We start from the raw sequence: 24,466 nt of genomic DNA, 5'->3' as shown, positions 1-24,466 counted from the left end.
AACAGTTGTTAACCGTACCTCAGAAAAAGCTCAACCCAAGGCCGTTGGAACCGTCGCCCACCACTCCACCTGACCCGCCGCTGCCTGTCAGAAGAGCCTGTCCCGCTCGCTGGGCTCAGCAGGGATCGCTTCTCCGGAGGCGGTGATCCCGGTCTTCCCCTGGGCCACGCAGAGCATCACGTGCCCAGTGCGCAGCATCCCGAGAATGAAGGTGATGCTGCCGACGGAAAAGAACAGCGACCCCGCAAGGGCTTCATTGACGGAAAATATGGAAAAGGCCGTAAATCCGGCCAAATTGGCGAGAAGCAGCGGCCACCCCGAGTCGGTCTTGGCGCGGTTGAAGCGCTGCCACCCGGTGCGCGGCGCATTTGCAGGATGTGGGCTGAACCGCTGCTTGAGCGTAGGGCGAGAAGATCGCTGCGTCATGGCGGCCAATGAGACACCGGCGACTCTGCCCGGCGCAACACACCTGCTCCCAGCCGACAGGCGTCGGGTGTCGACGTTGCTCGACGGTGGGTCAGCTGACGGCGCCGGACATCCGAGCGAGCGGCTGCCGACAAGGCCGCCACCGCCGATTGTCACCAATCGCGCCACTCGTCCGTGATTGCATATCGGTCAATGCCCTGGCGCGCCGTAAGCGCCGGCACATCAATGCCGCTGTGAGCCAGCACCTGATCGATGTACTCGCACAGCCGCTCCCGCTCGTCGGTTTCGTAGGCCGCGTGGTCAAAGGACTCGTTGACCGCATTCAGCGCGAGCACCACGCGCTCGACCACCGCCATGACCTGTTGGTCCGACGGCTCGGCGAGCGCGCGAACATCAGCCTCGAAGTCCCCGAGGACAGCATCGGTGGCGGCCAGGAGCGCCTCCGGAAAGAGGATTGCCATACACGCCTGCCCGGGCTCCAGGGTGCCCGCCGCGAGCTCGCGCGCCTCCTCGGCCACGCCGTCCCGCCACGTCCTCGACGGTCTGATCATCATGGCCGGACCCTAACGGCCGACGCCGACACCGGCGCCACGGATGGCCGCTCGAGCAGGTTCCTGAGGCCTGGTCACTCAGCTGTGGGCACACAACGAAGAAGGGCCCTATCGGATCTCTCCGATAGGGCCCTTCCACTGGGTCGGGGTAGCGGGATTTGAACCCACGGCCTCTTCGTCCCGAAGCAACCCGGACGCTCGTTCGACCTCGGGTCAGACCACCGCTGACCTGCGCACACGGTCCGCGAACGTCCGCGACTGTCCGCCGAAGTACGGGGCCGTTGTACCGCAGTTAGACACTCAGCAGTGCCTCGCTGCCTGAACTCCGCAGATGCCTGATGAACAGGAGCACGAGCACGTGATGCGGCTCAGTGTCTTCAGCAGGCGTCGAGAGACCTACGGAGCCACCCAAGTCCAGGAGTTCGTCATTGGCTGTGCGCCGATCTCGCTCATGAAGCTGTCCGTGCCGTCGGCCGGCGGTGGGTTCTGCTTGCTGGCGAGCTCAGGCGCGCAGACATCCCAGTACAGAGTTCGGCTCTGGTACGGGGCGATGCCTGCCACCTGGGTAAGCGTCTTGATGGGTCCGTTGACCGAGTCGGGATACTCGCCGTCCCTGTGCTTCGGCGTGTACAAAGTCTGGAAGGTTTGCTTGATCGAATTGATTGCAGTGTCAGACCGGTTCTCGTAGACAGTCTGAACGGAGACGCAAGTGTTACTGGCGCCCTCGTCGTGCCAGACAGTTAGAGCAAGACTGCCCTGCGGCACCTTGGCCTTAGGAGTGGCAGCAGCGCGAGCCTCGCTGGTGGCAACCCCATCCGATGAGCTGACCGCTGGAGACTCAGATCTAGGGGCGCTGGACGTTCCAACCTCACTGGTCGGGAGTGGCGCAGCTGGCAACGTCGCGCTGGGGGCAGTGGTCACCGTGACGGTGACTGCAGGCATCGGGTTTCCCGCCGTACACCCTGCGACGCACGGACAAAGGAGCAGGCCTAGAGAGATGGAACTGCTGGAACGAATCCATCTGGTCGGCTGTGGCTGTGACAACGGGATTCCTTCGGCGGTGGCGAACCCTGGGTGCGGGATGGAATTCTTGCAGGGCTTGGCGGCGTCGAACAGTCCACGCCAGCATCCCGTCGATCTGAACCACCATGGCCGCGCTCCACCAACTACAGACCGTTCAGCCCGTCGGCGCCCAGCTGCTTACACCCCAAACAACGGGTCTCGATGAGGTCAAGCGTGCAGAGGGACCTGAGCTCGGGAATCAGCTGTCTCAACACCGTGAGCTGGACGAACGCCACTTGTGGATCTTCTCCTCGCTGTTGCGTATCACCATCATTTGCCGTTACTGACTGCTCAATCTGGAGCCCATCTCGTGCGACGCGAGACCTCTCGTCAGCATGCCCGGCGACGCCTGTCCGGACCCTGGCGCTCCGGTACGTCTCCCTCTGGATCATGATCAGGTCATCGCTGCCACGTGTCCATGTTGCACACAGCGGATACGCCTAGCGATCATGAGCGGAGATCCATCGAGTCATATACATGCCAAATTCTCTCCTTTGACTAGCAGTCTGACACACGCACAACACCTGACAAGCGCGGGGGCGAAGCGTACGCTCCCTCCACCAGGGCACTCCCTCCACGGCCGGTCGGTGGTGCCCAGTGATTACCGAGGAGGATAATTGCCCACCACGGAGTCGCCGAAGTCCGCCTTCATCATCATGCCTTTTCGGGATGAGCTGGACTGGCTTCATTATGAAATTGTTTCCGCATGCTCGGCTGAAGGCGTAACCGCCCGGCGTGGTGATGACGTCTTTTCCCCCGGTGCCATCCTCGGTCAGATCCTAGAAGACATTGACTCGTCTGACGTCATCTTCGCAGTTTGCACCGGCAAGAACGCCAACGTATTCTTCGAGCTTGGATATGCGTGGCAGAGGCACGAGCCGATCCTGATCGCGGAAGACACGCACGACCTCCCATTTGACATCTCGGCTTTTCGAGTTGCAATGTATGGGCAGGACGCCCCGGCGGGATCGAAGGAAACTCTTAAATGGCGACTTCGACAAGCCATCAAGGCGGTGCTCAGCAAGGAGCGTCCCGGTCGAGGAAGGGTCCTAAATGAGCCACCGCAGAGGAAGTCTGTAGCCCGCCTGACTGCTAGCCTGCAGGGGTATGGCCGAAGTCACCGCCTGGTCATTACGAACAGCGGCACAGTGGAGGTTCTGAACGTATCGGTTGCCGCGCCTCCAGAGGCAAGTAGTTTCAGCCTCCTCACGGAAGACCTTCCTATTGAGGTCCTCCGCCCCGGGGAAAGCGTCAAGATTCTCGCATCGATTTCCATGGGTGGCGGAAAGTCGATCTTCGATGTTGAGGTGACCGGAAACCTCGCGGATGGAAGCCCTGTTAGCTTCCCGGCAAAGATCAGCATCTAAGGATACGCGATGGAGATTTCGATTCAACTCGCTCTCGACCCATCCGGATTCCTGAGAAGGGAGTGCCCGTCATGCGGGGATGAATTCAAGTGGTTTTATGGAGAAACGGCCGATCGGCCTGAAGATTTCCTAGAACCCGAAAACTATTTCTGCCCCTACTGCGGTACGCCGTCGGGAAAAGATTCCTGGTGGACGCCAGCCCAGCTGGACTTCATCCACTCGGCTGCTTCAGGACCAATAGTTGATCAGCTTGAACAGGAGATCTCCGGATTTGGTCTCAAGTTCAGTCGAGACGCCACCCCAGACCTGAGCGCGCCACCAAACGACCCGGACGATATGATGATGGTCGAGCCACCATGCCATCCCTTTGAGCCCCTTAAAATCCATGAAGAATGGACGAGTCCAATCCACTGCCTGATGTGTGGATCTACGTTCACGGTGAACCCCGCGCAAGGTTAGGCCTGCTACGGGCGGTGGAGCGGTTTTGGCCGGTGTCCTGTCTGGTCTGGGGTCGAGCATGATCGGGGGGCCGTAAGCTGCTGCGACTCGGTCAGGGCTCTTTGGGCCTGACCGCAATTTGGCCGAGTGGCCCCCCGGTCTTGCTCGACGCGGGTCCCGGTCCGGAGAGGTGGGTAAAACCGCGGAGCCGCCCGCCCCGGCCCCGGTGGGGTTGGTTCTGACCCTTGCCTTCTGTGCCGTCGTCCGCTGTGCGGGGTGGAAGTTGGACCTGTCTGTTCCTGCCCCGGCCTTAGCTTTCCGCCCCTTTGTGGGCGCGGCCGACGACGGCGAAGCCCCAGCCGGGGCGCAGACAGGAGGCGGGGCGCGCGCCGGAGGAAGGCCGGCGCCGCCCGCGCTGTGCGCGGCACCCCGAACGTACTGTGAGGCTGCTCTTCGAGTAGTTCAGGAGGCCGGGAATCGTCGCCGGATCTCCGATCCGCCGTAGATGTGCCTTCCTCGTGGGCTCCGCCCGCCTACCCGCCGAGCGGGGCGAGGTGGCTTGATGAAGTAGCGAAACTCGTAACAGCCGCTCCCTCGTACCCTGTTCGCCCTGCCGGTCTCCGGCTGGTTGGCCAGGTCACGGGCGTTTGCCCTGGGATCAGCCGGCTGCCTGGGTGTCGAGCCAGCGTTGCCCGTCGTGGGTGCGGATGCTTGGGGCTGCCTCGTTGCGGAGGGCGTCGAGCATGCGAATCGCGTAGACCTCGCCCATGCGCTCGGACACCTCGTTCGGAGTGAGCCAGTCGACGGCGGTGGACTCCTCAGACAGCTGCTCGGTCCCGCTCTCTGGGTGGCACCGGAACACCAGGGCGACGACTCCGCGCGTGACGTTCTTGTAGACGCCGGTCAGCCGCTCGACTTGAACCCTGAGGCCGGTCTCCTCGAAGACCTCGCGTCGGACTCCGTCCTCAACAGTCTCCGTGAGTTCCAGTACGCCGCCTGGAGGCTCCCAGGTGCCGTTGTCCGCTCGGCGGATCGCCAGCACTCGCCCGTCCTCGCGGACGACAGCTCCCGCCACGGACACAGAGTGGAGAGGCGTTGAAGTTTGCGGTGCGGGGCTGCTACTCATGTACAGGAGAATAGGAGCCCTGAAGGACTATGGCGAGCAATGAGGTGGCCTCCTCGGCCAAGGCGAAGTATCTGCAGATTGCGGATGATCTCGCCGCGCAGATCAAGTCGGGCGCTCTGGCTCCTGGCTCGGCGGTGCCCAGTGAGGCCGAGCTGATGCAGCGGTACGCCGTCGCTTCCGGCACGGTGCGCAAGGCGATTGCTGAGCTGCGGACCTCGCAGCTGATCGAGACCCATCACGGCCGCGGCTCCTTCGTACGCTCTCGCCCACCGGTGCAGCGCAAGTCGTCGGACCGCTTCCGCCGGGCTCACCGAAAGGCCGGCAAGGCGGCCTATCTGGCTGAGGCCGAGGTTTCCGGCGGGACCCCGTCCGTGACCGTGCTGTTCGTCGGGCCGACCGAGGCTCCTGCCGACATCGCCGAGCGGCTGAGCGTGCCCGTCGGCACTCAGGTCCTGGCCCGCAAGCGCCGGTACTTCCGAGATGGAGTGCCGACGGAGGAGGCGACGTCCTACCTGCCGTGGGACGTGGTGAAGGACATCCCCGAGATGTTCGCCGAGAACCCGGGTGGCGGCGGCATCTATGCGCGGCTCGAAGAGCACGGCCAGCAGCTCGCTGAGTTCACCGAGACCGTTCGGGCCCGCCTGGCGACCAAGCCGGAGACGGCCGCGCTGGCTCTGAGCCCCGGCTCGCCTGTGATCCATCTGGTTCGCGATGCGATCACTTCCGAGGGGCGCGTGGTCGAGGTCTGCGACACCGTCATGGCTGCTGACCAGTTCGTTCTTGACTACCGCTTCCCCGCCAAGGACTGACGGAACATCACCTTCCGCAACCCGTCTCGGTTTTCACGCCGGGGCGGGTTGACTCATGTACAGGAGTCGGGCACTCTTCTAGTCATTACTCCTGTACATGAGTGCAGGAGATCACCTCATCTAGAGGAGAAGCCGTCATGGCTGTGTTCAAGGTCGACACCTCCACCGCGTTCGTGTTCGTGGCCGTCCCGCCGGCGCCCAAGGTGGCCAATCGCCAGACGGGCGAGATCGCCATCGACCGGGAGACCAACGCCCGGCTGGTGACCATCGGGCTGACCATCGCGGACGAGGGTGAGGCGAACCTCTACACCGTCTCCGTGCCGGAGACCGGGGTGTCCGAGGGGTTGTCCGTCGGTATGCCGGTCGCGGTGACCGGGCTCAAGGCGCGGGACTGGGAGAACGAGTTCAACGGCCAGAAGCGGCACGGCATCTCGTTCCGTGCGGCCGCCGTCACCTCCCTCGTGCCGGTCCAGGGCTGATCACCGTGTCGGGGGAACTGTTCCTCGCCGAGGTCGGTGGCTCGCTCGCCGCTCTCGCGGGTACTGCGGCGTACACCCGGGTGAAGGCTCCGGCGGTGTACTGGTCGACGGTCGGTCTCCCGGCCACTGCCGTGCGGTTCGCGACGACCTACGGCAGCACGATGGATGCGTGCGGGCTGACCGTGGCGCCCTCGCGGCTGCGGGTGCTGGTCACCCGGGCGACGACCCGCCGGGAGATCCGTCCGGTGCCGCCGCGCATCCGCCGGATCCGCCCGACGGCGACTGGCCTGCGGGTCCGGCTCCGGCTCGCGCCCGGCCAGGAACCGGCCGACGTGGCGGCCTCCGCCGAACGTCTCCGGCACGCCTGGGGCGTTCACTCCGTCCACGTCGCCGAGATCAAGCCCGGCATCGTGGAGCTGCGGATGACCGGTTTCGACGTCCTGCGCCGGGTGCGGATGCCACGTCGCTCGCCGTCCGGTGACCTGGTGGTGCCGGTGGCCCTGCGGGAGGACGGGACCGCGTTCGTCCGCGACTACCGGGCCGTACCGCACGCGATGACGCTCGGCGCCACGTTGGCGGGCAAGTCGGTCTACATCCGCAACCTGATCACCGGCCTCGCGACCCGCGACGTGGCGATCGCGGGCATCGACTGCAAGCGGGGCGTCGAACAGGCCCCATTCGCACCCCGGCTCTCCGCGCTCGCGACCGATACCGACATGGCGGCCGACCTGCTCGACGCCCTGGTCGAGGAGATGGAGAACCGCTACGACCTGATCCGCGACCACCAGGGCATCCCCAGCAGCGTCGCCGACGACGAGATCACCTCCGACATCTGGGGCCTGCCCGCCAAGGTACGGCCGACGCCGGTGGTCCTGATCGTGGACGAGATCGCCGAACTCTTCCTCGTCGCAAGCCGCAAGGAGGAAGCACGGCGGGACCAAATGGTCACCCAGCTGATCCGCCTCGCCCAACTGGGCCGCGCTGCTGGCATGTTCTTGGAGGCCAGCGGGCAGCGGTTCGGCGCCGAACTCGGCAAGGGTGCGACCATGCTCCGGGCCCAGCTCACCGGCCGCGTGGTGCACCGGGTCAACGACAAGCCCACGGCGGAGATGGGACTCGGCGACATCTCGCCGGAGGCCGTCCTCGCCGCCACTCAGATCGCCCCGGAGATGCCGGGCGTCGCCATCGCCGGTGACACATCTGGCGGCTGGTCGCGGATCCGCACGCCGAACGTGTCCCTGGCCGAGGCGGCCGCCATCTGCCGGCAGTACGCGCACCTCACCCCGGCGCTGCCCACGCTCGCCGCGTTCCGCCCGCACGTCCCGGCTTCGCCCGTCGTCCCGCCGAAGCCCTCGACACCGCCCCGGTTCGTCCCGAACCCGGCCGCCGAGTAACGCATCCCTTTCCAGCGATCCGGCGCGGCCGTCTCCGTGCCACGTCCCTACCCCGCCATGCCCGAACCTCCCCGAGAGGACCGCCAATGTCCGGCTCCATCTACTTCCACGTCGACGGAGCGTCCTGGGTGACCTGCCACGCCTACGGGCGCCAGAGGACCCCGATCCTGTCCGTCTCCTGCTCCGGTCTCAGCCTCTCGATCGCCGGAGACGACCGAGCGTCCGTCGCCGATCAGCTCCAGTTCGCCCGCGAGCTGGCCGCCGAGACCGCCGCCTTCCTCGGCGCGATGGAAGAGTTCGCCTCCGCCGCGCGAACGGCGGACTGACCCAATGCGCCTGCCCCGCCCGGACGCCGTACTCATCCAGGCTGTCATCGCCGGAGCCCTGTCCTTCGCCCATCTGCACGACTTGGCCGAGGCCGCCGGGCAGCACGGCTGGAAGGCCTGGGCCTACCCGGTCTCCGTGGACCTGCTGCTGGTCGCCGCCTGGCGCCGCATGCGGACCCTTCGCGCCGCCGGCCGCCCCGCCGCCTCCGCCTGGACCTGGTTCGGCATCGCGCTGACCGCCTCGCTCGGCGCGAACGTCGCCACCGCCGGACTCCTCAACCTGGCGAGCGTCCCGGCCTGGCTGCGGATCCTGGTCGCCGGATGGCCCGCCCTGGCCTTCTTCGGCGGCACGCTCCTCGCCCACGCCACCACCGCGCACACCGACGACGACAGCCCCGAGATCGACCTCCCGCTCTACGAGATCCCGGAGCCCGTCGAACCACCCACCGCAGAACCCGCCCCGGAGCCCATCGCCGCGGCTGAACCGGCGCCCGCGCTGCCGAGTGCCCCGGCCCCCGTGCCGCCGGCCGTCGCGGTGCCCGCCGCCCTGCTCGACCACGCCCGCAAGGTCGCCGCCGACCACCAGACCCGTACCGGCGAGGCGATCGACACCGACACCCTCCGCGCCCGCCTCGGCGTCCCGCCGCACTTCGCCACCGCCATCGCCGACCAGCTCTCCTGACAGGAGGTCACCCCATGCCCCGCCCGATCCGCCCGCGCAACGTCGTCCGCATCGGCCCCGTCCAGGTCGCCACCTACTACGACGGCCGCGGCCGCGAGAAGCACACCGCCGCCTGCACCGCCCCGCGTTGCGGCTTCTCCGCCGACTACGACAGCCGCGCCGCCGCCGAGATCGCCGCCCGCACCCACCGCTGCACCGTCCGCTGACAGGAGCGCTCCGCCATGACCATCACCCTGCCCGTCGTGCTCGTCCTCGGCATCGCCACCTGGGCCGCGATCAAGTTCCTCGGCATCCGCCTGTGGGTCGCCGTCGTGATCGGCCTGTTCGGCTTCTACGTCGCCCACACCTTCATCGCCCCCGCCATCGACGCCACCACCAAGTCCGGCGTGGAGATCGTCAACAACACCCAGAAGTGAGGAGACGCTGCCGTGAACTCCGCCGTCCTGACCTGGGGCCCGCTCGCGCTGACCCCGGAAGGCGCCGCCCTGGTCGCCGAGATCGAGGCCTACCTCGCCACCCTCCCGGCCACCGCCCGACCCACCCAGCCCGTCCGGGACCTGTACCGCTTCGGCAGCACCGTCCAGCCCTGGCACGCGGGCTTCCCCGAGCCCCGCCCCACCCTGCTCGACCGGATCGCCCACCGGCCCGCCCGACCCGTGCCGGTCACGGTCGCCGACCACCTGACCCTCGCCTCGCGGTACATGACCGCCTTCGGCTGGACGCAGGGCCGCCTTTGGGACGACCAGGGCCGGGTCTGCCTCCTCGGCGCCCAGGCCGCCGTCCTCGCCCACGGCTACGGCACCCCGACCACCGTCGTCCGCGCCCGCATCCAGGTGATGGAAGTCCTCCACACCACCGGTCGACCCGTGCCCTCGCCTGACGCCTACAACGACGCCCCGACCACCCGCCAGACCGACATCCACCACCTGCTCGACTGGGCGTCTGCCCGCGCACTGTCCCTCGGCATCTGACCGAGCCTCCGGGGCGGCAAAGCCGCCAAGCATCCCGCCGCCCCGAGGCCCCGCAGCCCACCCGGAAGGACTCGCACCATGGACCTCGCCCCGATCCTCGCCGCCGGCCTGCCGCTCCTCGGCTGGACCACCCACGGCACCTACCTCGCCCGCCGCCTGGCCACCGCCCGCCGCGACCCGCTCACCGGCCTGCTGACCCGCGACGGCTTCACCACCCGCGCCGAACGCCTCATCCGCTCCCACCCCGACCGGACCACCGTGCTCCTGGTCGACCTGGACGACTTCAAGGCGGTCAACGACACCCACGGCCACGCCGCCGGAGACACCGTCCTGAAGGCCACTGCCGACCGGCTCACCGCCTGGTGCGGCTCGTCCGGACTCGCTGCCCGACTCGGCGGGGACGAATTCGCCGTCGTCGCCCTCGACTCCGCTGATCGCATCCCGCAGCTGCACACCGCACTGCGCCGGCCGATCGACCTCGACGGCCTGGTCCTCGACGTCAGCGCGTCCGTCGGCGCCTCGCACCCGGCCGCACTCCTGCTGACCGAAGCCCTCTCCGCCGCCGACCGCGACATGTACGCCCACAAGCCCGGCAGCCGTTCCAGCCGCCGCGGCTGACCTGCTGAGGGTGTGCGGCCGGCGCTGGCAGGACTCGCCTTAGCCCTCAACGAAGCCTGGCCGACGGATAGGTCCCGGGACGCACCCGGGCCGCCCCCAGAAAGAGCCAGGGAGGCCGCTGCTCTGCAGAGCTGGATTCCTCGGAAGCCGGCCGCACGCCCGCACGGTAGCCGCTCGCACCGACAGGCCAGACCGCTACCAACACCAGACCGTCCCCGGGGCAGCAAAAGCCGCCAAGCATCCCACCGCCCCGGGGACTGCAACCCCTTCCCGAACCGAAGCCCACGAAGGAGACCTTCATGATGCCCCAGCACCGCCACGACCACGGCCGGATCTGCCCCAACTGCGACGGTTTCGCCCGCGCCGCCATCGCCACCGGCAACCACCTGCCCGACGGCTCCCGCCACACCATCCCGGTCGACTGCCTCACCTGCCACGGCCTCGGCGTCATCGCCCGCCCGTTGGCCACCGCCAAGAGCGCCTGACCGACCACACCTGACCGCCCGCCCCGGAGCCCGGCCACACCGCCGGCCTTCCGGGGCCTCGTCGGAGGGAACCGCCCCGTGCCCCACGCCACCATCCCGGCGCCCGACCTGGAGCGCCTGGCCGTCGCTGACCTCGGCCGCCTCGCCGCCCGGGGCGACCTGCCCAAGCTCCACGATCAGATCCTTCGTACCGGCGGCTGCTCGAACCCGATCCACCTCAGCGGCTTCCGCACCCTCACCCATGTCCCGACCGGTCAGGTCCTCCACCGCTACTCGACCTGGCACGAACCCGGCCACCGCCTCAAGGTCGCGTGCGGCAACCGCCGCGCCTCCCGCTGCACCTCCTGCGCCCGGACTTACTCCGCCGACACCTTCCACCTCATCCGAGCCGGCCTCGCCGGAGACGACACCAAGGGCGTCCCGACCACCGTCCGTTCCCACCCCCGCGTCTTCGCCACCCTTACCGCCCCGTCCTTCGGCCCGGTCCACAGCCGTCCCGACAAGGGCCGCTGCCGCTGCGGCGCCGACCACCCCAAGGGCTCCCCGATCCTCGGCACCCCGCTCGACCCCGGCCGCTACGACTACGCCCACGCCGTGCTCTGGAACAACCACGCCCCCGACCTGTGGCGCCGCTTCACCATCTACCTGTTCCGGACCATGGCCAAGATGGCCGGCCTCTACCAGTACGAGTTCAAGGAGCAGGCGAAGATCTCCTTCGGCAAGGTCGCCGAGTACCAGCGCCGCGGCGCCGTCCACTTCCACGCCGTCATCCGCATCGACGGACCTACCGGGCCCGACTCCCCGCCGCCGGCCTGGGCCACCGTCGCCCTCCTCGACGCCGCGATCCGGGCCGCTGCCCGCCGTGCCTGCGTTCCGCTCGCCGCCGCCGGCCACCTGCCCGCCCGGCTCCTCCAGTGGGGCGACCAGGTCGACATCCGCCCGATCGGCGCCTTCGACAAGGGCGAGATCTCCGAACAGGCCGTCGCGTCCTACGTCGCCAAGTACGCCACCAAGAGCGCCGAGACCACCGAGACCGTGGACCGCCGCATCCTGGAGCGCCACGAACTCGAACGCCACGACCTCCCGGCGCACACCCGCCGCCTCATCGAGACCTGCTGGGACCTCGACCCGCTGTACCCGGACCGGCTGCTCGCCCACTGGTCCCACATGCTCGGCTTCCGCGGCCACTTCTCCACCAAGTCCCCGACCTACTCCACCACCCTCGGCGCCCTCCGCCAGGTCCGCGCCGACTACCGCGCCACCGAGGCCCGCGCCGCCCTCCGCGAACGGCTCCTCGCCGCCGGCCTCCCCGACCTGGACGAGCTGCCCGACACGGACACCCTCGTCCTCGCCCACTGGGCCTTCGCCGGAGCTGGCAACTCACCAGGTGAGTCCATGCTCGCCGCCGCGATCGCCCGTGAGCTGCACGAACGCCGCACCACCGACCGCCATGAACTGCTCGCCCGGCTTGCCGCCGAGGAGGGGGAGAGGTGACCACCGCTACCGAGAACCTGACGGCTCTACGACCGTTCGCCCGGCCGGCCCTCTACAAGGTCTCCGACGCCATGCAGGTGCTGAGCCTGAGCCGGACCGTCATCTACGACCTGATCCGCACCGGACGCCTCCGTGCGGTCAAGGAGGGCCGTTCGCGGCTCATCCCGGCGTCCGCCATCGACGACTACGTCGCGCTGCTGGAGCGCGAAGCAAGGGGGAAGTGAGTGCCCACCCGCCGCAGCAGGGGAGATGGCGGCCTTCATTGGGACGAGAACCGTCAGCGCTGGATTGCGAGCGCAAGCCTGGGCTTCGACCCGAGCGGCAAGCGCATCGTGAAGCGCGGCAGCGGGAAGACCAAGACCGAGGCCAAGAACAAGCTCAAGGAGGTCCTGCGGGACCACGAGGACGGCCTCGCCATCGCACCCACCAACTACACGGTGGAGAACGCGGTGAACGACTGGCTGACCTACGGCCTGGCCGGCCGCGACGAGAAGACCCTCGCCACTGCCACGATCCTGTGCCGGACCCACGTGATCCCCGGGCTCGGTGCCCGCAAGCTCCGGGACCTCAGTGCGGAGGATGTGGATCGCTGGCTGGCCACCAAAGCCCGCACGCTCAGCACCCGGACCCTCCAGGGCCTCCACTCCTGCCTGAATCGGGCGGTCAAGCGAGCCATGGCCCGGGACAAGGTGAAGCGCAACGTCGTGGAGCTGTGCTCCGTGCCCAACGGTCAGCCTGGCCGACCGTCCAAGGCGCTGACGTTCGCTCAGGCCGAGGCCGTGCTCAAGGCGGCGGAGAAGTCCTCCATGCACGCCTACATCGTGGTCTCCCTGCTCACCGGCGCCCGTACCGAGGAACTGCGCGCGCTGACCTGGGACCACGTCTTCCTCAAGGGCCAGCCCGAGACCAGCCCGCCGATCCCGCCGTACATGGCGGTCTGGCGCTCGGTCCGGGCCGGCGGGGACACCAAGACCCGGAAGTCCCGTCGGACGCTCGCCCTCCCCGCCCGCTGCGTGGAAGCGCTCTGGGACCACTGGGTGGATCAGGGCTGGGACCGCCTGGCCGCCGGTGACAAGTGGGAGGAGAACAACCTCGTCTTCCACTCGGCCGTCGGCACCGAGCTGGACCCGTCCCACGTCCGCCGGGCCTTCCGGGCCGCCATCACCAAGGCCGAAGGGGTCACGGCCGCCGACTGGACTCCGCGCGAGATGCGGCACAGCTTCGTGTCCCTGCTCTCGGACAGCGGCGTGCCCCTGGAGGAGATCTCCCGACTGGTCGGCCATTCGAGCACCGCGGTCACGGAGGAGGTCTACCGGAAGCAGATCCGGCCGGTGATCCAGACCGGTGCGACGGTCATGGACGAGCTCTTCAAGCACTCACCTGAGGCGTAGTCACTCAGATAGACACGCAGTACGAGGAAGGGCCCTACCGGATTTCTCCGGCAGGGCCCTTACCTGCACTTACGAAGTCGGGGTAGCGGGATTTGAACCCACGGCCTCTTCGTCCCGAACGAAGCGCGCTACCAAGCTGCGCTATACCCCGGTCCTGCTTTGTTGCCTTCCGTCTCCGGCGCAACGAGTAGAACTCTACAGGAGGTGCGCCGAGAGACGAAATCCGATTCGGGTCGGGGCGTCGGGCCTGGTCAGCGGGGTCGCGGGGTGAGGGTGAGGAGGGTGGCCTCGGGCGGGCAGGCGAAGCGGACGGGGGTGTAGCGGTTGGTGCCGCAGCCTGCGGAGACGTGCAGGTAGGAGCGGTTTCCGCCGGCCTGGTGGGTGGAGAGGCCCTTGACCCGGTCGGTGTCGAGGTCGCAGTTGGTGACCAGGGCGCCGTAGAAGGGGATGCAGAGCTGTCCGCCGTGGGTGTGGCCGGCGAGGACGAGGGGGTAGCGGTCGGCGGTGAAGGCGTCCAGGACCCGCAGGTACGGGGCGTGGACGACGGCCAGCGACAGGTCGGCATCGGGGGACGGGCCGCCGGCGACCTCGGCGTAGCGGTCGTGGCGGATGTGCGGGTCGTCCAGCCCGGTGAACTCGACGTCGAGGCCGGCGAGGGTGAGGCGGCCGCGGGCGTTGTTCAGGTTGAGCCAGCCGGCGGCGTCGAAGCCGTCGCGGAGCTTCTGCCAGGGGTTGTGGACGGCGCCGGTGATGCCGCGGCGGCCGGTGCCGTCGGGGTTGTTGAGGCCGTGGACACCGCTGCGCAGGGCGGAGAGGTAGCGGGTGGGGCTCTTGCGGGCCGGCCCGTAGTAGTCGTTGGAGCCGAAGACGTAGACGCCGGGGAACTCCATCAGCGGTCCGAGCGCGTCGAGGGTGGCGGGGACGCCGAGCGGGTCGGAGAGGTTGTCGCCGGTGTTCACGACCAGGTCGGGGTTGAGGCCGGCGAGGCTCTGGAGCCAGCGCTGCTTCTTGGCCTGGCCGGTCACCATGTGGATGTCGGAGACCTGCAGCACCCTGATCGGACGGGCGCCGGTGGGGAGGATCGGCACCTCCACGCGGCGGAGTCGGAACGAGTGGACCTCGTACCCGGCGGAGTAGGCGAGACAGGCGGCGCCGACAGCGGCGATACCGAGCGGGACGGAGTACAGGGGGCGCATCGGTCCATGCTCTCAGACGGCGTACGGGCCCGTGAACGGGCCGGTCAGGGCTGATGCTTGCGCACTGCGACGATGGCGGAGAGGTTGGCGGCGAGGGGGATCTCCACGGCGTTCAGGGCGGGGTGGAGCAGCCAGTGCAGTCGGGCGTCGTCGGGTCGGCCGTCGTGGGTGGGCGGCCAGTCGGGGGACGGGGTGAAGTCGTCCACGACGAGGACGCCGCCGGGGACGAGGAGGCGTTCGGGGTCGGCGGTGCCGTTGCCCTTGGCCTGACCGCCGCCGTCGAGGACCAGCAGGTCGTACGGGGCGTGCCGGTAGAGCTCGGTCCAGTCGGCGGTCAGCACCCGGGCCCCGGGGACGTCCGCCAGCAGCGCGGCGGCGGCCGCGGCGCGGGCGGGTTCGCGTTCGACGCTGATCAGCTCGACGCCGGCGGGGGCGCCTGCGGCCAGCCAGGCCAGCCCGACGCCGTACCCGGTGCCGCTCTCGCCGATCCGGCCGAGCGCCCCCGTGGAGCGTGCCTCTGCGGAGCGCGCCCCCGCGGAGCGCGAGCGGAGTGCCCCGGCGCCGCCCGCGAGGGTGTGCAGCAGGCGGCCCTGCTCGGGGCGGCAGGAGTTCGGGAACCCGTCCTCCCGGGCCGCGCGGACGGCGCGGGCCACCAGCGGGGGGAGGCCGCCCAGGGAGGTGCCGTACGCGTCGGTGCCGTGGAGTGACATGGCGTCATCCTGGCAGCGGACGATCGGCGGTGTCCGCCGGATCGGTCGGATCGGTCGGATACGCCGGACCCGTCCGGGCCGGGCGCCTCGCGTCCTCGACGGGGGCGGGACCCGGCTGGAGCGGATATTCGTGGGCGGCTGTGCATCCGGCCTGCGAAGATGAAGGCATGACGACGCTCAAGGAGCAGCTGCAGGAGGACCTCACGGCTGCGATCAAGACACGGGACGAGCTGCGCGCGTCCACCCTCCGGCTGACGCTGGCCGCGATCACCAGCCAGGAGGTGGCGGGCAAGGTCAAGCGCGACCTGTCCGACGCCGAGGTGCAGAAGGTGATCGCGAAGGAGGAGAAGAAGCGCCGTGAGGCCGCGGAGGCGTTCGAGAACGCCGGTCGCGCCGAGTCGGCGGCCCAGGAGCGCGCCGAGGGCGACATCCTCACCGGCTACCTGCCGAAGCAACTCTCCGACGAGGAGCTGGCGGCGATCGTCGCGGCGGCGGTGGCCGAGAGCGGCGCGTCGGGCCCGCAGGCGATGGGCGCGGTGATGAAGCTGGTCAAGCCGAAGGTGGAGGGTCTGGCCGACGGCGGCCGGGTGGCTGCCGCGGTGAAGACCGCGCTGACCGGCTGAGAGAAGCGCACCGGAACGCCTGAACGCCTGGCGAGCGACTGGAAGACCGAAATGCCGAAGGGCGCGGGGTCGTCGACCCCGCGCCCTTCGGCATTCACTGCGTGACTACCGGTGGCCCGGCTTGCCGCCGTTCCCGTTGCCGCCGGTGGTCCAGCCGGGCGGGAAGGTGAAGCCGCCGTTGATCAGGCCGCCGGCGTTGTTGTTGCCGCCGGCGGCGTTGTCGCCGGAGGGCTGGCTGGGGTCGGTGGGCGGGGCGGTCGGGGTCGGGACGGGGATGTTCACGGTCTGGAAGCTGGTCCGGGGCGTGCCGTCGAGCGCGTCGTTCATGGCCTGCTGCCAGATCGGGCCGGGGCCGGTGGCGCCGAAGACGGAGTCGAAGTAGCGGCCGCCGATGCGGATGTTCTTCATCGACACGTTGCCGGTCGGGCCGCCGAGCCAGACGGAGGTGGCGAGCTCGGGGGTGTAGCCGGTGAACCAGGCGGCGTACCGGTTGTCGGTGGTACCGGTCTTGCCGGCGATCTGGCGGCCGTCGTCGAGGCCGAGGGAGGAGCCGGTGCCCTTCTCGGTCACGCCGAGGAGCAGGGTGTTGATGCCGTCGGCGGTGGTCTGGGACATCGCCTGGGCGCAGTTGGCCTTCGGGACCTCGAGCTTCTTGCCGTCCGCGTTGACCACCGAGGTGATCGCGATCGGGTTGCAGTAGAGGCCGCGGGCGGCGAAGGCGGCGTAGGCGCTGGCCATGGTCAGCGGGCTGACCTCCTGGGTGCCGAGCACCATGGAGGGGACCTGCTTGATCGGGGTGCCGTTGGCGAGGTTCTTGATGCCGAGCTTGTTGGCCATCTGCTTCATCGGGCAGAGGCCGACTTCCTGCTCCATCTGCACGAAGTAGGTGTTGACCGACTTCGCCATGGCGTCCTTGAGGTCGAACGGGCCGACCTCGGAGGCGGACTCGTTCTGGACGGAGACGCCCTTCTCGTTCCAGCTGCCCTCGCAGGTGGACATCTTGGGGTAGTCCATCTTGTTGGGCGAGGGGTACTGCTGGGTGATCGGCAGGCCGGACTCCAGCGCGGCCGCGGCCAGGATCGGCTTGAAGGTCGAGCCGGGGGAGAAGCCGTTGCCGCCGCCCATGTTGGAGTCGACGTTCAGGTTGAGCGTGGTCTGGTTCTTGGTGCTGTCCAGGCCGTACGGGCGGGTCTGGGCCATCGCGAGGATCTCGCCGGTGCCGGGCTTGACCATGGTGGCGGCGGCCGACACCGAGTCGGTGACGTTGACCTTCTTGGTCACGGCGTTGTTGGCGGCGGCCTGCTTGTCCGGGTCGAGCGTGGTGTAGATCTTCAGGCCGCCCTGGCTCCACAGCTTCTGCCGGTCGGCGGTGGTCTTGCCGAAGGCGGGGTCCTGCTTGATCACCCGGCTGACGTAGGCGCAGAAGAAGCCCATGCCGTTCTGCGCGGTGATGCAGCCGTTCTGCGGCTCGCGGTACTTGATGCCGAGCGGCGCGGCGAGCGCGGCCTTGGCCTCGTCCGGCGAGATGTGCTTGTACTCCAGCAGCTTGTTGATCACCGTGTTGCGGCGCGCCTGGGCGGCCTGCGGGTGGGTGATCGGGTCGTAGGCCGAGGGGTTCTGGACCAGGCCGGCCAGCATGGCGGCCTCGGGGATGGTGAGGTCCTTGGCGCTCTTGCTGAAGTAGCGGTTGGCTGCGGCCTCGACGCCGTACGCCTGGTGGCCGTAGAAGGTGATGTTCAGGTAGTTGGTGAGGATCTGATCCTTGGTCAGGTCCTCCTCCAGCTTGATGGCGTACTTCAGCTCCTGGATCTTGCGACCCATGCTCTTCTTGGTCGCTTCCAGGAAGGCCTGCTGGTCGTCGCCGGCCTGCTCGACGAAGACGTTCTTCACGTACTGCTGGGTGAGGGTGGAGGCGCCCTGGGTGGTGGAGCCGGCCTCGGCGTTCTTGGTGGCCGCGCGCAGTACGCCCTTGAGGTCGACCGCGCCGTGCTCGTAGAACCGGTTGTCCTCGATGTCCACCTGGGCCTGGCGCATGATCGGCGCCATCTGCTCCTGGGTGAGGATGGTCCGGTCGCGGTCGTACACCTTGGCGATCAGCCCGCCCTTGGAGTCGTAGATCATCGACGCCTGGGAGAGGGTGGGCTGCTTGAAGTCGTCCGGGATGTTGTCGAAGCTGTCGGCGGTGTCCTTGGCCGTGAGCCCGAGCGCGCCGACGGCGGGCAGCGCCATGCCGGCGACCAGGACTCCGGCCAGCACTGCGCTGCCGAGGAGCTTGATGCCGAGGCCTGCCTTGTCGAGCGGGTTACCCGTGGATCGCTGAGAAGCCATGGAGAGAACCCTACGTCGCCGATTCCCGTACAGGGGGGCAGGTGTTCGCCTACGCTTGTCACAGGTTCGCGACAGCTTCGCTCTGTGCATCATCATCACTCTTGTGAGTGATGAGCTTTGCCCGATTTGGATCTATTTGTAGGGCATTGCCGCGAGTGCGTGAGCTGCTGTCGTCGCACAGCGTGACGAAAAGTGCATTCAGGCTGTCTGACAAGGCCTGCGACCTGCGATCACTCCAACGAGTGAGCTGTCGGGTACCCATAGTCCGATCGGGTCATTTCAGATTGAGCCCGTAGGGGCTGTTGCGTCGTCCCGTTCTTCCGTAACGTCCTCAACTGGCAGCGGTGAATATGCCGTTGCCGCCGTGGGGGAGCCCCGATTCGGGAGAGGACGGCGCCGGCATGGGCTGGGTGGATGACTGGAGCGCGCAGGCGGCCTGCCGCACGAGCGATCCGGATGAATTGTTTGTTCAGGGGGCGGCCCAGAACCGCGCCAAGGCGGTGTGCAGCGGGTGCCCCGTTCGCACCGAGTGCCTGGCGGACGCGCTGGACAACCGCGTCGAGTTCGGTGTCTGGGGCGGGATGACCGAGCGCGAGCGCAGGGCGCTGCTGCGGCGGCGTCCGACGGTGCTCTCGTGGCGCCGGCTCCTGGAGACCGCGCGCATGGAGTACGAGGAGTCGCTGGCCACCGGGGTGGTCCTGCGGGACTACGCCCAGGCGGGCTGACCGCACGACAACGACTCCGTCGACAGCTCATCCGGACGCAGGCGCACCGGCCGACCGAGGGGGGTAGGCCGGTGACCGTGACCCGTGGGTGGTCTGACGGTCAGTCGACAGCGGAGCCGAGGCGATCGCCCACCGTCCGCAGGCCGTCCAGGTCGTGGACGTCCCCGGGCAGCGCGGCCACCTCGACGATGGGTACGTCCGGATAGACCGAGACGAACCGGTCCCGGGTGCGCCGCTCGCGGTTCATGATCTGCACCCGCTCGGCGTGCAGTCGCAGCAGTCCGGCGGCCACGGTCTCGGCGGCCGCCGAGGAGGTCGGCGACCCGTTCTCCTCCAGGGCCTCGGCCGCGGCCAGTGCCCGCTCGGCGGTGAGCTGCGGCGCCCCGGTGGTGTGGACCCGGTTGAGCACCAGGCCGGCCAGCGGCATGTGGTCGGCGGCGAGCCGGTCGACGAAGTACGCCGCCTCGCGCAGCGCGTCCCGTTCGGGCGCGGCGACCACCAGGAACGCCGTGCCGGGGGCCTTCAGCAGTTCGTACGTGCGGTCGGCGCGCTCACGGAAGCCGCCGAACATCGAGTCCATCGCCGAGACGAAGGTCTGTACGTCGGTGAGCAGTTGGGCACCGAAGATCTTGCCCAGGGTGCCGGTGATCAGGCCCATGCCCGCGTTCAGGAACTTCATCGCCGACCGGCCGCCGACCTTGGCGGGCGCGGTGAGCAGCCGGATCACCTTCCCGTCCAGGAAAGAGCCGAGCCGGCTGGGGGCGTCCAGGAAGTCCAGGGCGGAGCGCGAGGGCGGGGTGTCGACGACGATCAGGTCCCAGTGGTCCTCGGCGCGCAGCTGGCCGAGCTTCTCCATCGCCATGTACTCCTGGGTGCCCGCGAAGCCGGCCGACAGGGACTGGTAGAACGGGTTCTCCATGATCGCCTTGGCCCGTTCGGGCTCGGCGTGGGCCAGCACGACCTCGTCGAAGGTCCGCTTCATGTCGAGCATCATGGCCTGCAGTTCACCGTCGCCGCGGACGCCCTTGACCACGCGCGGGGTGTTGTCGAGCTCGGTCAGGCCCATCGACTGGGCCAGCCGGCGGGCCGGGTCGATGGTCAGCACCACGACCTTGCGGCCGCGTTCGGCGGCCCGCAGTCCGATCGCCGCCGCGGTGGTGGTCTTGCCGACGCCGCCGGAGCCGCAGCAGACCACGATCCGGGTCTCCGGGTCCTCGATCAGCGTGTCGATCTCCAGCCGGGTGCCCACGCGGGGGGTGGTCCGGGTCGGTGCCGTCCGCGTCGTCATGCCGCCCCCTGCCGCTTGAGCTCCGCCGCCAGCCGGTACAGGCCGCCGAGGTCCACGCCCTCGCCGAGCAGCGGCAGCTCGTACGTGGGCAGCCGCAGTTGCTGCAGGTCCGCCCGCTGGGACCGCTCCAGCTCGACCCGCTCGCTGTGCTCCCTGGCCTGCTCCAGCAGCGGGCCGAGCAGCGGCTCGATGTGCGCGCGGACGGTCTCCGGCTTGCGTGCCCGCCCGCCGAGGCCGGCCTCGGCCAGGGCCAGCGCCACCTCCTCGCGGTGGTCGCCGTCGACGGCCGCCACCGCGGCGGCGTCCAGCACCGGCGGCCGGACCATGTTGACCAGCACCCCGCCGACCGGCAGCTTCGCCTCGCGCAGCTCGGCGATGCCGTCCACCGTCTCCTGCACCGGCATCTCCTCCAGCAGCGTGACGAAGTGGACCGCCGTCTCGGGCGCCTTCAGCACCCGCATCACGGCCTGCGCCTGGCTGTGGATCGGGCCGATCCGGGCCAGCCCGGCCACCTCCGCGTTGACGTTGAGGAAGCGGGTGATCCGACCGGTCGGCGGAGCGTCCATCACCACCGCGTCGTACAGCGGACGGCCGTCGGGACCCTTGCGACGGGCCGCCTCGCAGGCCTTCCCGGTCAGCAGCACGTCCCGCACCCCAGGCGCGACGGTGGTCGCGAAGTCGACGAACCCGACCTTCTGCAGGGCCTTCCCGGCCCGGCCGAGCTTGTAGAACATCTCCAGGTACTCGAGCAGCGCCAGCTCGGTGTCGATCGCCAACGCGTGCACCTCGCCCGGCGCCCGGCCGGGCAGGCCCAGCTGCGCGGGGGTCACGCCGGCGATCTTCCGCTCCTCGTACGGCAGCGCCGAGATGCCGAAGAGCTCGGCGATCCCCTGCCGCCCCTCGACCTCGATCAGCAGCGTCCGGCGGCCCTCGGCGGCCAGCGCCAGGGCCAGGGCGGCGGCCAGCGTGGTCTTCCCGGTGCCGCCCTTGCCGGTGACGACGTGCAGCCTGACGCCCTCCCAGTCCGGGTCCCTCGGCGCTGCCGGGCCGCCGGTGCTCGCCACGCTCCGTCTCCGTCCGTCGTCGACCGGCACCGAGCGGTGCCCTCACGGCGAGCGTAACCAGCGAGCGGCGCGGATGCCGGGACCATCCGGGCGGCCGCGGGCAATCATGCCCCCTTTGTGTCCCACCTCACACCGGGCGGGCGGGCTAGAGTCACCCCCATGACCAAGTGGGAATACGTCACCGTGCCGCTCCTCGTGCACGCCACCAAGCAGATCCTGGACACCTGGGGCGAGGACGGCTGGGAGCTCGTCCAGGTCGTGCCGGGCCCGAACAACCCCGAGCAGCTCGTCGCGTACCTGAAGCGGGAGAAGGGCTGACATGAGCAAGGTTGAGGAGAAGCTCGCCGAGCTCGGCCTGACCCTCCCCGAGGTGGCGCCGCCGGTCGCCGCCTACGTGCCGGCCGTCCGCTCCGGCGAGTACGTGCTGACCTCCGGCCAGCTGCCGATGGTGGCGGGCAAGCTGCCCAGCACCGGCAAGGTCGGCGCCGAGGTGACCGCCGAGGAGGCCAAGCAGCTGGCGCAGATCTGTGCGCTGAACGCACTGGCCGCGGTGAAGTCCGTGATCGGCGACCTGGACCGGATCGAGCAGGTCGTGAAGGTGGTCGGCTTCGTCGCCTCCGCCCCCGACTTCACCGGCCAGCCCGGCGTGGTCAACGGCACCAGCGAGCTGCTCGGCCAGGTGCTGGGCGAGGCCGGCGTGCACGCGCGCAGCGCCGTCGGCGTCGCGGTGCTGCCGCTGGACGCCCCGGTCGAGGTCGAGATCCAGGTCCGCGTCCGCGACTGACCTCGGCGTTCGGCCCCGACGGGCCGTTCCCGTCCCCGGGGGCGCAGGTGGAGGGCTGCTCTTCCACCATGCGCCCCCGGGCGCTTAGCATCCGGGCATGGACCAGAGAGCACCGTCGCTCCCGATGCCGCCCGGTTGGCCTGCCCGGATCAGGGCCGTCGCGGCGGGCGAGCTGACCCCGCCCGAACCCAAGCCCTCGGCCACCGTGGTCCTGCTGCGGGACGGCGCCGACGGGCCGCAGGCGTACCTGCTGCGCCGCCGCACCTCGATGGCGTTCGCCGGCGGGATGTACGCCTACCCCGGCGGCGGGGTCGACTCCCGGGACGCCGAGGCCGCGCCCGGCTGGGCCGGACCGACGCCCGCCGAGTGGGGCGAGCGGCTGGGGACCGACGCCCGCACCGCGCAGGCGGTGGTGTGCGCGGCGGTCCGCGAGACCTTCGAGGAGGCCGGCGTCCTGCTGGCCGGCCCCGACGAGCGGACCGTGGCCGAGGCCCGGGACTGGACCGCCGAGCGGGCCGCCCTGGAGGCCCGCGAACTCTCCTTCGCCGAGTTCCTCGCCAAGCACGGCCTGGTGCTGCGCAGCGACCTGCTGGGCGCCTGGGCCCGCTGGATCACCCCCGCCTTCGAGGAGCGCCGGTTCGACACCTGGTTCTTCGTCGCCGCGATGCCGTCCGGCCAGTCGGCGGCCCTGGAGGTCGGCGAGGCCGACCGGGTCGCCTGGCTGTCCCCGGCCGAGGCGGTGGCCGGTCACGCCGAGGGCCGGTACGGGATGATGCCGCCCACCGTCACGGTGCTGCGCGAGCTGCTGCCGGCCCGCTCGGCGGCCGAGGCACTGGCCGCGGCGGCGGAGCGGACCGTCCGCCCGGTCCTCGGCAAGGCCGAGGTGGCGGGTGATCGTATGACGGTGCGATGGTCGGGGTATGACGAGCTGACCATCGACGGAGAGTTTCCCGTCTGATCACCTGATCCGACGGGACTCCGATCGGATCTCCAGGGGATGCGGATCTCCATGGGATTCCGATGGGACGAAGAAGATCTGATGGGCTGACGAAGCAGCCCAGCCGACACGGAAGGACGAACGGCCGATGATCCACAACGACGTGGCTCGCCGGACGGCACCCAGCCTGCCCGCCCGCAGCCTCCAGCCCCGCGTGACCGCCTGCGACTCGCCGGTGATCTCCGCCGACCCCACCGTGCGCCCCCTGGTGCGCGCACTCCCCCTGCGGGCACTCGGCCGCACCGAGACGGACGGCTCGTGACGAGTCTGCTGCCCGGCGACCCCGCCGACACGGTCGGCGGGGTCGCCACCCCGCGAGCGCTCTGCGTGCTGGCGCCCAACCCGTCACCGATGACGCTGGACGGCACCAACACCTGGCTGCTCTCGGAACCCGACTCCGACCTGGCCGTGGTGATCGACCCCGGCCCGCTGGACGAAGGACACCTGCGTCGGGTGGTCCAGGCCGCCGAACAGCAGGGCAAGCGCGTCGCGCTCACCCTGCTCACCCACGGCCACCACGACCACGCCGAGGGCGCCGCCCGCTTCGCCGAACTCACCGGCACCCGGGTCCGCGCCCTGGACCCGGCCCACCGCCTCGGCGACGAGGGTCTGCACGGCGGTCAGCGGATCGAGGTCGGCGGCCTGGAGATCCGCGTGATCGGCACCCCGGGCCATACCGCCGACTCGCTGACCTTCCACCTGCCCGCCGACGGCGCCGTGCTCACCGGCGACACCGTCCTCGGCCGCGGCACCACGATGGTCGCCCACCCCGACGGCCGCCTCGGCGACTACCTCGACTCGCTGCGCCGCCTGCACACCATGGCCTCCGACCACGGCGTCCGCACCGTCCTGCCCGGCCACGGCCCGGTCCTCGCCGACGCGCTCGGCGCGGTCGACTACTACCTGGCCCACCGCGCCTCCCGCCTCGCCCAGGTGGAGACCGCCGTCGAGGCCGGCTGCCGTACCGCGGAGCAGGTGGTCGCCCGGGTGTACGCGGACGTGGACCGCTCCCTGTGGCCCGCCGCCGAACTGTCGGTCCGCGCGCAGCTCAGCTACCTCGAGGACCACGGCCTCATCTGACCGGCGGGCCCGTCCGCGGCCCTGCGGCGTACGGGCTCGTCCTCGTCCTTGT

At 69.6% G+C, this 24,466-nt stretch carries 30 protein-coding genes and 1 tRNA gene; 22 read left to right on the top strand and 9 right to left on the bottom strand.

The features are described 5' to 3' along the window. Positions 1–87: 87 nt before the first annotated feature. Together FHR36_RS30395 and FHR36_RS30390 are read right to left on the bottom strand one after the other, a co-directional pair. A complete protein-coding gene (locus tag FHR36_RS30395) occupies positions 88–426 on the bottom strand; it encodes a hypothetical protein (protein ID WP_253802391.1) in 339 nt (112 codons plus the stop codon). Positions 427–578: 152 nt separating this feature from the next. Beyond that, on the bottom strand, positions 579–980 hold the full coding sequence (locus FHR36_RS30390; RefSeq protein WP_253802389.1) for a hypothetical protein: 402 nt from the start codon (positions 978–980) through the stop codon (positions 579–581). 1,676 nt (positions 981–2,656) lie between these two features. Between FHR36_RS30390 and FHR36_RS30385 the strand changes: the two genes are divergently transcribed. Continuing rightward, a complete protein-coding gene (locus FHR36_RS30385; RefSeq protein WP_253802387.1) occupies positions 2,657–3,406 on the top strand; it encodes a hypothetical protein in 750 nt (249 codons plus the stop codon). A 9-nt stretch (positions 3,407–3,415) separates the two neighbouring features. After that, positions 3,416–3,865, top strand: a complete 450-nt coding sequence (locus tag FHR36_RS30380) for a hypothetical protein (protein WP_253802385.1) — start codon at positions 3,416–3,418, stop codon at positions 3,863–3,865. A gap of 637 nt (positions 3,866–4,502) precedes the next feature. On the opposite strand, the gene FHR36_RS30375 is transcribed toward FHR36_RS30380, so the two are convergent. Beyond that, entirely contained in the window at positions 4,503–4,982 is a 480-nt protein-coding gene (locus FHR36_RS30375; protein WP_253803208.1) for an NUDIX hydrolase, read from the bottom strand. Positions 4,983–4,999: 17 nt separating this feature from the next. On the opposite strand from FHR36_RS30375, the gene FHR36_RS30370 reads away from it, so the two are divergent. The 13 genes from FHR36_RS30370 (at position 5,000) to FHR36_RS30310 (ending at position 13,619) form a co-directional block, all read left to right on the top strand. After that, positions 5,000–5,779 carry a GntR family transcriptional regulator gene (locus FHR36_RS30370; protein ID WP_253802383.1) on the top strand — a complete coding sequence of 260 codons (780 nt, stop codon included), beginning with the start codon at positions 5,000–5,002 and terminating at the stop codon, positions 5,777–5,779. A gap of 137 nt (positions 5,780–5,916) precedes the next feature. Next, positions 5,917–6,258, top strand: a complete 342-nt coding sequence (locus tag FHR36_RS30365; protein ID WP_253802381.1) for an SCO3933 family regulatory protein — start codon at positions 5,917–5,919, stop codon at positions 6,256–6,258. 5 nt (positions 6,259–6,263) lie between these two features. After that, complete coding sequence (locus FHR36_RS30360) at positions 6,264–7,652, top strand: FtsK/SpoIIIE domain-containing protein (RefSeq protein ID WP_253802379.1); 1,389 nt, start codon at positions 6,264–6,266, stop codon at positions 7,650–7,652. A gap of 86 nt (positions 7,653–7,738) precedes the next feature. Then, positions 7,739–7,978, top strand: coding sequence for a hypothetical protein (locus FHR36_RS30355; protein ID WP_253802377.1), 240 nt, complete (start codon positions 7,739–7,741; stop codon positions 7,976–7,978). Positions 7,979–7,982: 4 nt separating this feature from the next. Continuing rightward, positions 7,983–8,660: a DUF2637 domain-containing protein gene (locus FHR36_RS30350; RefSeq protein WP_253802375.1), complete on the top strand. Its 678-nt coding sequence runs from the start codon at positions 7,983–7,985 to the stop codon at positions 8,658–8,660. A 14-nt stretch (positions 8,661–8,674) separates the two neighbouring features. Then, positions 8,675–8,866 (top strand): mobile element transfer protein, encoded by a 192-nt coding sequence (locus FHR36_RS30345; protein WP_253802373.1) that lies wholly within the window; start codon positions 8,675–8,677, stop codon positions 8,864–8,866. Between the two features lie 15 nt (positions 8,867–8,881). After that, a complete protein-coding gene (locus tag FHR36_RS30340; RefSeq protein WP_253802371.1) occupies positions 8,882–9,076 on the top strand; it encodes a hypothetical protein in 195 nt (64 codons plus the stop codon). 12 nt (positions 9,077–9,088) lie between these two features. Continuing rightward, positions 9,089–9,631: a DUF6197 family protein gene (locus FHR36_RS30335; protein ID WP_253802369.1), complete on the top strand. Its 543-nt coding sequence runs from the start codon at positions 9,089–9,091 to the stop codon at positions 9,629–9,631. 78 nt (positions 9,632–9,709) lie between these two features. Further along, positions 9,710–10,249, top strand: coding sequence for a GGDEF domain-containing protein (locus FHR36_RS30330; protein ID WP_253802367.1), 540 nt, complete (start codon positions 9,710–9,712; stop codon positions 10,247–10,249). A gap of 299 nt (positions 10,250–10,548) precedes the next feature. Then, positions 10,549–10,734, top strand: a complete 186-nt coding sequence (locus FHR36_RS30325; protein WP_253802365.1) for a hypothetical protein — start codon at positions 10,549–10,551, stop codon at positions 10,732–10,734. 78 nt (positions 10,735–10,812) lie between these two features. Beyond that, positions 10,813–12,228: a replication initiator protein RepSA gene (repSA, locus tag FHR36_RS30320; RefSeq protein ID WP_407660870.1), complete on the top strand. Its 1,416-nt coding sequence runs from the start codon at positions 10,813–10,815 to the stop codon at positions 12,226–12,228. Continuing rightward, positions 12,225–12,452: a helix-turn-helix domain-containing protein gene (locus FHR36_RS30315; RefSeq protein WP_253802363.1), complete on the top strand. Its 228-nt coding sequence runs from the start codon at positions 12,225–12,227 to the stop codon at positions 12,450–12,452. The genes repSA and FHR36_RS30315 overlap by 4 nt, the downstream gene beginning before the upstream one ends. Then, the gene (locus tag FHR36_RS30310; protein ID WP_253802361.1) at positions 12,453–13,619 is read left to right on the top strand and encodes a site-specific integrase; all 1,167 of its coding nucleotides are present in this window, start codon (positions 12,453–12,455) and stop codon (positions 13,617–13,619) included. It begins immediately after the preceding gene. A gap of 77 nt (positions 13,620–13,696) precedes the next feature. Here FHR36_RS30310 and FHR36_RS30305 read toward each other — a convergent pair. The 3 genes from FHR36_RS30305 to FHR36_RS30295 all read right to left on the bottom strand — a co-directional run bounded on the left by FHR36_RS30305 (position 13,697) and on the right by FHR36_RS30295 (position 15,525). Continuing rightward, a tRNA-Pro gene (locus FHR36_RS30305) sits at positions 13,697–13,770 on the bottom strand. A gap of 100 nt (positions 13,771–13,870) precedes the next feature. Next, entirely contained in the window at positions 13,871–14,815 is a 945-nt protein-coding gene (locus tag FHR36_RS30300; protein WP_253802359.1) for a metallophosphoesterase, read from the bottom strand. A gap of 44 nt (positions 14,816–14,859) precedes the next feature. Beyond that, positions 14,860–15,525, bottom strand: a complete 666-nt coding sequence (locus FHR36_RS30295; protein ID WP_253802357.1) for an O-methyltransferase — start codon at positions 15,523–15,525, stop codon at positions 14,860–14,862. Positions 15,526–15,692: 167 nt separating this feature from the next. On the opposite strand from FHR36_RS30295, the gene FHR36_RS30290 reads away from it, so the two are divergent. Then, positions 15,693–16,148 carry a GatB/YqeY domain-containing protein gene (locus FHR36_RS30290; protein WP_253802355.1) on the top strand — a complete coding sequence of 152 codons (456 nt, stop codon included), beginning with the start codon at positions 15,693–15,695 and terminating at the stop codon, positions 16,146–16,148. A gap of 105 nt (positions 16,149–16,253) precedes the next feature. Here the strand turns inward: FHR36_RS30290 and FHR36_RS30285 are convergent, their stop codons facing one another. Beyond that, positions 16,254–18,476 (bottom strand): transglycosylase domain-containing protein, encoded by a 2,223-nt coding sequence (locus tag FHR36_RS30285; protein ID WP_253802353.1) that lies wholly within the window; start codon positions 18,474–18,476, stop codon positions 16,254–16,256. Between the two features lie 350 nt (positions 18,477–18,826). Here FHR36_RS30285 and FHR36_RS30280 point away from each other — a divergent pair, with 350 nt between their 5' ends. Further along, on the top strand, positions 18,827–19,201 hold the full coding sequence (locus FHR36_RS30280; protein WP_380231484.1) for a WhiB family transcriptional regulator: 375 nt from the start codon (positions 18,827–18,829) through the stop codon (positions 19,199–19,201). Between the two features lie 100 nt (positions 19,202–19,301). Here the strand turns inward: FHR36_RS30280 and FHR36_RS30275 are convergent, their stop codons facing one another. Next, positions 19,302–20,489, bottom strand: a complete 1,188-nt coding sequence (locus FHR36_RS30275) for an ATPase BagB (protein WP_253802349.1) — start codon at positions 20,487–20,489, stop codon at positions 19,302–19,304. Continuing rightward, on the bottom strand, positions 20,486–21,553 hold the full coding sequence (locus tag FHR36_RS30270; protein ID WP_253802347.1) for an ATPase BagA: 1,068 nt from the start codon (positions 21,551–21,553) through the stop codon (positions 20,486–20,488). Before FHR36_RS30270 ends, FHR36_RS30275 begins: the two co-directional genes overlap by 4 nt. Before the next feature lie 159 nt (positions 21,554–21,712). Between FHR36_RS30270 and FHR36_RS30265 the strand changes: the two genes are divergently transcribed. The 5 genes from FHR36_RS30265 (at position 21,713) to FHR36_RS30245 (ending at position 24,414) form a co-directional block, all read left to right on the top strand. Beyond that, on the top strand, positions 21,713–21,871 hold the full coding sequence (locus FHR36_RS30265; RefSeq protein ID WP_253802345.1) for a Sp36 family protein: 159 nt from the start codon (positions 21,713–21,715) through the stop codon (positions 21,869–21,871). A 1-nt stretch (position 21,872) separates the two neighbouring features. Then, complete coding sequence (locus FHR36_RS30260; protein WP_253802343.1) at positions 21,873–22,337, top strand: RidA family protein; 465 nt, start codon at positions 21,873–21,875, stop codon at positions 22,335–22,337. Between the two features lie 97 nt (positions 22,338–22,434). Beyond that, entirely contained in the window at positions 22,435–23,295 is an 861-nt protein-coding gene (locus FHR36_RS30255) for an NUDIX hydrolase (protein ID WP_253802342.1), read from the top strand. Positions 23,296–23,422: 127 nt separating this feature from the next. After that, complete coding sequence (locus tag FHR36_RS30250; RefSeq protein ID WP_253802341.1) at positions 23,423–23,596, top strand: hypothetical protein; 174 nt, start codon at positions 23,423–23,425, stop codon at positions 23,594–23,596. Beyond that, positions 23,593–24,414, top strand: coding sequence for an MBL fold metallo-hydrolase (locus FHR36_RS30245; RefSeq protein WP_253802340.1), 822 nt, complete (start codon positions 23,593–23,595; stop codon positions 24,412–24,414). The genes FHR36_RS30250 and FHR36_RS30245 overlap by 4 nt, the downstream gene beginning before the upstream one ends. The last annotated feature ends 52 nt before the right edge of the window (positions 24,415–24,466 follow it).

The sequence above is a fragment of the Kitasatospora cinereorecta genome, assembly GCF_024172095.1.
Classification (GTDB): domain Bacteria; phylum Actinomycetota; class Actinomycetes; order Streptomycetales; family Streptomycetaceae; genus Kitasatospora; species Kitasatospora cinereorecta.
This window is presented reverse-complemented; position numbering and strand designations above follow the sequence as displayed.

Excerpts from the sequence above, each read along its gene's own strand:
- FHR36_RS30295 (WP_253802357.1), bottom strand. The coding sequence starts at position 15,525 with ATGTCACTCCACGGCACCGACGCGTACGGCACCTCCCTGGGCGGCCTC.
- FHR36_RS30250 (WP_253802341.1), top strand. The coding sequence starts at position 23,423 with ATGATCCACAACGACGTGGCTCGCCGGACGGCACCCAGCCTGCCCGCC.
- FHR36_RS30285 (WP_253802353.1), bottom strand. The coding sequence starts at position 18,476 with ATGGCTTCTCAGCGATCCACGGGTAACCCGCTCGACAAGGCAGGCCTC.
- FHR36_RS30350 (WP_253802375.1), top strand. The coding sequence starts at position 7,983 with ATGCGCCTGCCCCGCCCGGACGCCGTACTCATCCAGGCTGTCATCGCC.
- FHR36_RS30325 (WP_253802365.1), top strand. The coding sequence starts at position 10,549 with ATGATGCCCCAGCACCGCCACGACCACGGCCGGATCTGCCCCAACTGC.
- FHR36_RS30290 (WP_253802355.1), top strand. The coding sequence starts at position 15,693 with ATGACGACGCTCAAGGAGCAGCTGCAGGAGGACCTCACGGCTGCGATC.
- FHR36_RS30265 (WP_253802345.1), top strand. The coding sequence starts at position 21,713 with ATGACCAAGTGGGAATACGTCACCGTGCCGCTCCTCGTGCACGCCACC.
- FHR36_RS30330 (WP_253802367.1), top strand. The coding sequence starts at position 9,710 with ATGGACCTCGCCCCGATCCTCGCCGCCGGCCTGCCGCTCCTCGGCTGG.
- FHR36_RS30355 (WP_253802377.1), top strand. The coding sequence starts at position 7,739 with ATGTCCGGCTCCATCTACTTCCACGTCGACGGAGCGTCCTGGGTGACC.
- FHR36_RS30300 (WP_253802359.1), bottom strand. The coding sequence starts at position 14,815 with ATGCGCCCCCTGTACTCCGTCCCGCTCGGTATCGCCGCTGTCGGCGCC.
- FHR36_RS30365 (WP_253802381.1), top strand. The coding sequence starts at position 5,917 with ATGGCTGTGTTCAAGGTCGACACCTCCACCGCGTTCGTGTTCGTGGCC.
- FHR36_RS30280 (WP_380231484.1), top strand. The coding sequence starts at position 18,827 with ATGCCGTTGCCGCCGTGGGGGAGCCCCGATTCGGGAGAGGACGGCGCC.
- FHR36_RS30390 (WP_253802389.1), bottom strand. The coding sequence starts at position 980 with ATGATGATCAGACCGTCGAGGACGTGGCGGGACGGCGTGGCCGAGGAG.
- FHR36_RS30255 (WP_253802342.1), top strand. The coding sequence starts at position 22,435 with ATGGACCAGAGAGCACCGTCGCTCCCGATGCCGCCCGGTTGGCCTGCC.
- FHR36_RS30260 (WP_253802343.1), top strand. The coding sequence starts at position 21,873 with ATGAGCAAGGTTGAGGAGAAGCTCGCCGAGCTCGGCCTGACCCTCCCC.
- FHR36_RS30340 (WP_253802371.1), top strand. The coding sequence starts at position 8,882 with ATGACCATCACCCTGCCCGTCGTGCTCGTCCTCGGCATCGCCACCTGG.
- FHR36_RS30380 (WP_253802385.1), top strand. The coding sequence starts at position 3,416 with ATGGAGATTTCGATTCAACTCGCTCTCGACCCATCCGGATTCCTGAGA.
- FHR36_RS30275 (WP_253802349.1), bottom strand. The coding sequence starts at position 20,489 with ATGACGACGCGGACGGCACCGACCCGGACCACCCCCCGCGTGGGCACC.
- FHR36_RS30345 (WP_253802373.1), top strand. The coding sequence starts at position 8,675 with ATGCCCCGCCCGATCCGCCCGCGCAACGTCGTCCGCATCGGCCCCGTC.
- FHR36_RS30395 (WP_253802391.1), bottom strand. The coding sequence starts at position 426 with ATGACGCAGCGATCTTCTCGCCCTACGCTCAAGCAGCGGTTCAGCCCA.
- FHR36_RS30370 (WP_253802383.1), top strand. The coding sequence starts at position 5,000 with ATGGCGAGCAATGAGGTGGCCTCCTCGGCCAAGGCGAAGTATCTGCAG.